Source organism: Cysteiniphilum marinum (genome assembly GCF_014857925.1).
In the GTDB taxonomy this organism is placed as follows: Bacteria; Pseudomonadota; Gammaproteobacteria; order Francisellales; family Francisellaceae; genus Caedibacter; species Caedibacter marinus.
The window spans coordinates 26796-33600 of record NZ_JACYVZ010000030.1; the positions used below are offsets into that span (position 1 = coordinate 26796).

At 31.5% G+C, this 6805-nt stretch carries 7 protein-coding genes; 3 read left to right on the forward strand and 4 right to left on the reverse strand.

What is annotated here, in order from left to right; all coding sequences use genetic code 11:
* Window positions 1-368: 368 nt before the first annotated feature.
* Window positions 369-1130 carry a ParB/RepB/Spo0J family partition protein gene (locus tag IE867_RS11285; protein WP_192484821.1) on the forward strand — a complete coding sequence of 254 codons (762 nt, stop codon included), beginning with the start codon at window positions 369-371 and terminating at the stop codon, window positions 1128-1130.
* A gap of 25 nt (window positions 1131-1155) precedes the next feature.
* Entirely contained in the window at window positions 1156-2109 is a 954-nt protein-coding gene (locus IE867_RS11290) for a hypothetical protein (RefSeq protein WP_192484822.1), read from the forward strand.
* Between the two features lie 34 nt (window positions 2110-2143).
* Here IE867_RS11290 and IE867_RS11295 read toward each other — a convergent pair whose 3' ends face one another.
* The 4 genes from IE867_RS11295 to IE867_RS11310 form a co-directional block, all read right to left on the reverse strand.
* Complete coding sequence (locus IE867_RS11295) at window positions 2144-2341, reverse strand: DUF2683 family protein (protein ID WP_192484823.1); 198 nt, start codon at window positions 2339-2341, stop codon at window positions 2144-2146.
* A gap of 32 nt (window positions 2342-2373) precedes the next feature.
* Window positions 2374-3240 (reverse strand): ParB/RepB/Spo0J family partition protein, encoded by an 867-nt coding sequence (locus IE867_RS11300; RefSeq protein WP_192484824.1) that lies wholly within the window; start codon window positions 3238-3240, stop codon window positions 2374-2376.
* A 24-nt stretch (window positions 3241-3264) separates the two neighbouring features.
* A complete protein-coding gene (locus IE867_RS11305; protein ID WP_192484825.1) occupies window positions 3265-3888 on the reverse strand; it encodes a ParA family protein in 624 nt (207 codons plus the stop codon).
* A 102-nt stretch (window positions 3889-3990) separates the two neighbouring features.
* Window positions 3991-5523, reverse strand: a complete 1533-nt coding sequence (locus tag IE867_RS11310; protein ID WP_192484826.1) for a replication initiation protein — start codon at window positions 5521-5523, stop codon at window positions 3991-3993.
* Between the two features lie 517 nt (window positions 5524-6040).
* Here IE867_RS11310 and IE867_RS11315 point away from each other — a divergent pair.
* Entirely contained in the window at window positions 6041-6730 is a 690-nt protein-coding gene (locus IE867_RS11315; RefSeq protein ID WP_192484827.1) for an MFS transporter, read from the forward strand.
* Window positions 6731-6805: the final 75 nt, after the last annotated feature.

The following is a 6805-nucleotide window of genomic DNA, read 5'->3' on the forward strand; positions in this document are numbered from 1 at the left end:
ATACTTCATAACCACAATTTCGTTGTCGACACTTTCCAGCACACAACAACTCGACACACTTCATAAGTGCACCCACCCTTCTGCCAAGTAAGCAAGATCATCATCGCACTTATTCGGTCTCGTTGTTTTTGATTTACCATTGGGATTATTTATTTTTTAATTTTATATTTTTCATATAATTATTATTTAGCGATATTAATTACTATTTTAAATAGCGATAAAAGGCATTTTAAAGCGATCTACAAGAAGTTCTAAAGCAATCTGTTCGCGCGTACAGATAATTAATAAAAGATATTTTAAATTAATCACTTGATATTTTATTTATATAATGATAAATATAGCACTATAAATAGTTACATGGAACCATCATGGAAGTTATTGAAATTAATCCAAGCCAATGTAAGCGCTGGGAATTTGCCGATCGATCTGCCTTTGAATTTGGTGACATTCATGCCCTTGGCATGGACATCAAAAAAAATGGTCAGGTTGAACCCGTCATGGTCAGACCACTTAAAAATGATGCGCAATACCAATATGAAGTGATTGCTGGCAGCAGACGGTGGAAAGCATGCCTTGAGCTCGATATTGATTTAAGAGCCATTGTTAAAGACATCTCTGACGAGCAGGCCTATTTCCTTCAGCTGCGCGAAAATGAAAAACAACCCATCTCAGATTACTCCAGGGGCATTCATTTTCAGAAGCTATTGGATAGCAATAAAACAACGGTTGCTGAAATCGCAAGTTACCTGCATTGCTCAAAAGAAAAAGTATACGACTTATTATCGTTTAATAAGGTGCCACAGCAAATTTGGGATGCTGTGATCAATATGGGTAAGGTGAGCTGCCGATCGTCAAAGGTGATCGCTCTATTAGCCCGTAAAGGCGATGAATATATCGCTGCTTTAATTGAAATCGCTGAAGACATCCGTAAAGGCGCAGGCTGTAAAAAAATTGAGAAGCTCGTCAATGAGATTGTTCATGGCGAACAAGACATTGATGATCATAAAGAAATTATTACTGATCATGGCCAAGTTATTGGTAAATGGGTTAAAAATACCATCGTCTTTGATCAGAGCTTTACATTCTCTCAAGATCAAATTGAACAAGCACTAAAGAAGTTGATAAACTAAGGGCAGAATATTTGAGGAAAGAAAAATGGAACTTTTAAATGCAATTAAATCTCTAGGTGCCTTTGCTGTTTATCTTTTTAATCAATGGTTAGGATGGGCTTGGTATATTGAAATAATAACAGGGTTAATTTCACTCCTATTAATTATATTTGTCATTGCTGTTTTTATTGAGTCAATTCTAATTGCATATACCAAGCCCACCATGTTAAATGATAAAGAAACCCATATCTTAGGAATGTTTGCCAGTAAAAAAAATATGGAAAAAAACAAGGATTATGGTACACCTAGAAACATGAGTATTGTCTTTTCTTCATGTTTAATTGCATTCCTTTTAGCAACCTATTACCTTTTTTGGATTCCATGGTTAAGCATAAAAATTGCTATTGCAATAGCACTCATTGGCTCAATCATCTACTATTTTAAAATAGTCTATTATTACGGTTATACCATATTACCATTAATATTTATGATGACGCTTCTAACACATGTGCTATCAATATTAAATTTTAATTTTGGATTACCTGACTTTCCACCACACTATATTTTTGATTGGTGGGGGCTAGGCATTAATTCAACAAGCAATAGTTTCCACATTTTACCATTTCCAAATATTACTGTTAACGCAACTGATTACACGATCAATTTTAACCAATACTACTACTTAGCATTATTACTAATAAGTTACTACGGTATCTTGTTAAATATCTGCAATTACTTCAAATGGCAAAATAAAACATACGACCCAGCAATTAAAACAACAACTGGATCTTCAATAGAGTTTTTAGACCAAGTAGATCAAAAAGTTAGTGAACAAGGTGATACACAAATATCATCTAAATTAAAATTGATTGGGTTTAGTGATGATAGCATCAGTATAATAACATCAAAATATAGTGACCTAATGATTTCTGAGATATTGCACGATATGAATAGAGAAAACCCAGATAATCAAAAAAAATATATTATCAGTCGGTTATGATTAGCTATATTGTACTTATTACATAAAAAGTTTATTATTCTTTGAGATAAGATTCAACCAAAAGGTCTATAGCCTCACCCTTTCTTCTTAAATTATGTTTGGTTTTTATCTCTTCAAGGGCAATTTTTGTTTCATTTTTTATCCAGTCCGATATTTGCGTATAACCAAACTCCTTCATATTATCAGACCTTTTTTTTTGTGATTTGATATAGGTTTTCTTTCTATTATCCATATCTTGATTTTCCATTATGGTCACGCGCGTGACTAAATCAAATCTTTAATATTACTTTCTATCATGACTGCTAATTTCTCAGCATCAATATTAATTTTTGATATATCTATTAATATTTCATTTCCATTATTTTTCATACACTCCATACCATTAATACTAAAGTTTTTTATGGTCTTTGTTACCTTGTCTGTATTTTTATTTTTTAAATAGTCGTTCACTAACTTTTTTATTCTTTTCTCTCCATATCCCAGCGCTATCTTATCAGCAATAGCTATTAATGCATCTATATGCTTTTTACCCAAAGAACTTATTGAGGCTATTTCTGCCGATGTTCTACTAGATACTTTGCTCATATCTTTAACTTCAGCCCAAACCTCACCTGGAACCCTAGAAAAGCTTAAGTAATTTTTTAATGATGTGGGTGTCATCCCAATTTTTTCAGCCAACTTACTCTGCGTAATTTTTTCTCCTTGTAAGACAGAGTAATAAAACATACCCTTAGAATAATCAGATATACTTTCCTTTTCATTTTCAGCCAACAATGATGATATAGCTTGCTCGACAGTTATATCATTTTCTACCAAACATCTAACCTTTTTTCCATTCTTCTTACATGCTAACCATCTTCTATAGCCTGCAATAACGATATATTGCGCATCAGCATTGCTCTTTGCTTTTATGTCACTATTCTGCGGGGTAACTACTATGGGTTGAACCTGCCCATTCATTTCAATGCTTTTAGCTAGTTGGTCAATATCGCCAAGCTCAAATTCTTTTCTATCTCTATACTCCCACGTATCAATTTTACTTGCATCAATCTCTACTATATTATTTAGTATCCCCTCTTCCTTAGAATATTTTTCCATTTTCTCTTTTAGACTGTTACTTAAATCAAACATCTTAACTCCAAAATATATGCAAAATTAATATAGTCCTACAATTTCCTGTGCAAGTTTTATAAATTCATTATGAGAATCTGAACTTTTAGCAAAAGTCCCCACCCATTCACCATAAAAAGCAGCTTCCATAACAACGCTTTTGGAAGTTACTATTGATTGTAAAGCCAATCCACTTTTTGATAACTGATCTAATAATTGTTCACTTAAACGGTGGCGCTTTTGATACTTAGAAGCTAGCAACTTGAAAGGTTTTCCGCTCATTTTAGGTAACTCAATAGCACTAGATAAATTGTTTTGATCTAAAAAACTTGGTGAGCATGGTAATATAATTAAATCTGATAATAATATAGCTTTAAATGCAGCTTGCATATAATTTGGCGGGGTATCTAGAATTATAAAGTCATATTGATTCTTTAATTCCTGAATGCGATTACTTGGAGTTTCATCAAATAATGGCATAACAAATTTAATTCCTTTTTCCCTATCATCTCCTTGTTTTGACCATTCTATAGCGTCTGGTTTATCTTTATCCATATCGCAAACAATTGCTTTATAGCCAATTTCTATTAACGCCCCTGCTAAATTAATCGCTGTGGTTGTTTTACAACTTCCACCTTTAGATTGACTTATTCCAATAACTTTACCCATGTAAGTTCTCCATAAATTGTCTAGGCACAAAACATTATTACACAATACTGTTGAATATTCAACAATTATTATAAGGTAGTCACGCGCGTGACTAAAGTCAGTCTACACTAAGTCAGCAATAGCAACTTTCAACATAGTAATTTCTTTCTCAACCAATCCTTTAGCTTTGCCACTCACACCCTCAAGCTCTGCTTTCTTAGCTTCCAAATCTGTTTTAAGCTTTGCAATCCTTTCTTCCTTGCTAGCAACTTCTAATTCGTCAACAACAGATTGAATTTTTTCATAGTTTATAAAATCATCTTTAAATTTTAGTTTTAAATAGTAGGGGTGTATGCTCGCAAGATCGTCATACTCATTAACTATTCTCTTAAGGCACCTAAGCATATCAATCTCTACATCATCAATAAGCTTTTCCTTTTCTTGGTGTCTTAGAAGCAGTGTAGCGATTGGTTCCCTATTGTTATATATATACTCATCAAACTCATTAAATCGTACTAACTCTTGATTTTTTCTATCCTGTTTTATTTTTTCCTCAGCATCCATTGCTGCTTTAATTTCTTGCGAGCTTGAATTATTACCAGCATTTTCAATACAAGATACAAGATAACCGCTGATATTTTTTATGTCTCTGCCTTTTTGAATCTCACCTAGTAGCTTTTCAATGCCAATTTTACAAGTATCTACACCATAGGTTGTAACATACTCTAGCGCTTTATTTCTAGGTATACCATATGATTGAAGTTGTGCGGCTATAATTATGTCTTGGTCATTAACATCAAGATTAAGCGGTGCATCTGAGGCTTGATGTTCTATTTCTTGAGGCTGACGTTTTGGTTGGTCTAATTGCTTGCTGATGTCTTTTTTCTGTGAGAATTTGAGGGTTATGTCAGTAAATCGTTTTCCCGTTTTATGGAGCTCATAATCAAAAACAAGATCAGTTTTATCATTTATCTCTGATGAAACAACATCTAGAACATACTCCTTCAACTGAGTTACTTTCACATACTTCTTCTCTAGACCTAATTTAGCTTTAAGTTCATTAATTGAAAGTTTAAGAACTTTATTACTGTAATGCTGGCTTTGAAGTATTTTACAAACCAAATAGAGTGATAAAGAATGTTTGTTTTTTAGTGGTGCTATATATTGAAACGTAATGGTTGCATACCTGGTAAAAACAGCAAGTCTTTTTAGAGTTTCCTTATTTACTGTTAATATAATATAACTTTCATCATCCTTATAGTTTGCATCAGTAAACCATGTAAACATCTTAAATGATTTGGTATCATTGGGACGTAAAGGATTGGGTGTGTCAATTACTTTTGATAGCAAAGAAAAACAAGTTTTTTTAATTTCTCTAGCCAAATTATCATGTCTTATATTCGTAAAATTCATAAAATCAGTTTTGCTCAACTTATACTCCATAGGAACATTTTTCAACTGATCCAATACAATATCATCGTTTATATCAATAATATTATCTGTTTTCTTAATATAAACTCTATAGTCACTGATCTTAGATAATAACATTAAAATCATTTTTATTTCATATAAAGACCATTCTTGTTGAGTCTTAAGACCATACAAAACTTCAGATAAGTAAAAGCTTTCTTTAATCTCCATATCATTTTGATTCATAAAATCACCTTGTAGCATAGATATTATCTCAATAAAAATAATAAAGAAAGATGTTTTTGACATTCTTTCTTTAACTCGTCTTTTTCTTTCTTTAACTCGTCTTTTTCTTTCTTTAACTCGTCTTTTTCTTTCTTTAACTCGTCTTTTTCTTTCCTTAGCTCGTCTTTTTCTTTCTTTAACTCGTCTTTTTCTTTCTTTAACTCGTCTTTTTCTTTCTTTAACTCGTCTTTTTCTTTCTTTAACTCGTCTTTTTCTTTCTTTAACTCGTCTTTTTCTTTCTTTTAAGAGAAAATTATAGAACGAAAATCCCTATATAATAAGGCATATAGACAATTATAAAGCAAGTTAATTATATCTATTCTTAATTCTGGTTATTTTTTATTCATCAATATGTAATCTATCTAATAGATAAAATAAAGAAATAGATCTAATCTATCTAAGATTAGAATAGACAGATTTAATTTTTTATCTAAAAGAAGTAAAATATAAAATCTAACGTATAGTCTAGGATTGTAGTTTGAAGAATAATAAAGTGCATGCATGGGTGTCTGTCATTATATCAGCAATTTTCTTTTTCTATTGGTTTATACAGTTATCATTAAACAACACGTTGATCGAATTTTATATTGATAGATATAAATTAATATCTTACGGATCATTTACTGCAATGTATTTGATTGGAAATGTTGTTATGTTTATTCCTGCTGGAGTTATATCAGATAAATACAAATCAAAATATATAATCTCATCAGCATTATTAATTATGATAATATGTATAGGACTAATGATAATATCTAGAAATACTATAATTGCTTATATTTGTATGCTATTAATAGGATTTTCTGGTGCCTTTACTATGATTTCTTGTGTCAAAGTATCAATGAAATGGTTTTCTGATAATAGTATTGCTTTGCCGGTAAGTATCTGTATATCAATTGCTTTTTTAGGCGGATATTGCGGTAACGTAGTTGGTAGACATATACTTGACACTTTTAATTCAGGAGTCGCTGTTCAAGTATCTAATTTAATAGTAGGGGTTTTGATTTTATTAATAACTTTCATTTTTATGAAAGAACCATATTTAAATAATTCAGATACTGTCAAGAAGTCTATAAAGACAGAAATAACCCTTGCTGGGAAGCTGCTTTTTAAGAAGCAGAATTGGGCTCAATCCTTATTTCCGTTGGACGGGTTAAATCTGTTATAATTTTGTGATATTAACTTAAACCGAAAGAACTTAAAATGCTCACGAAATTGGATATGGTATTACCTGTTGAATTGC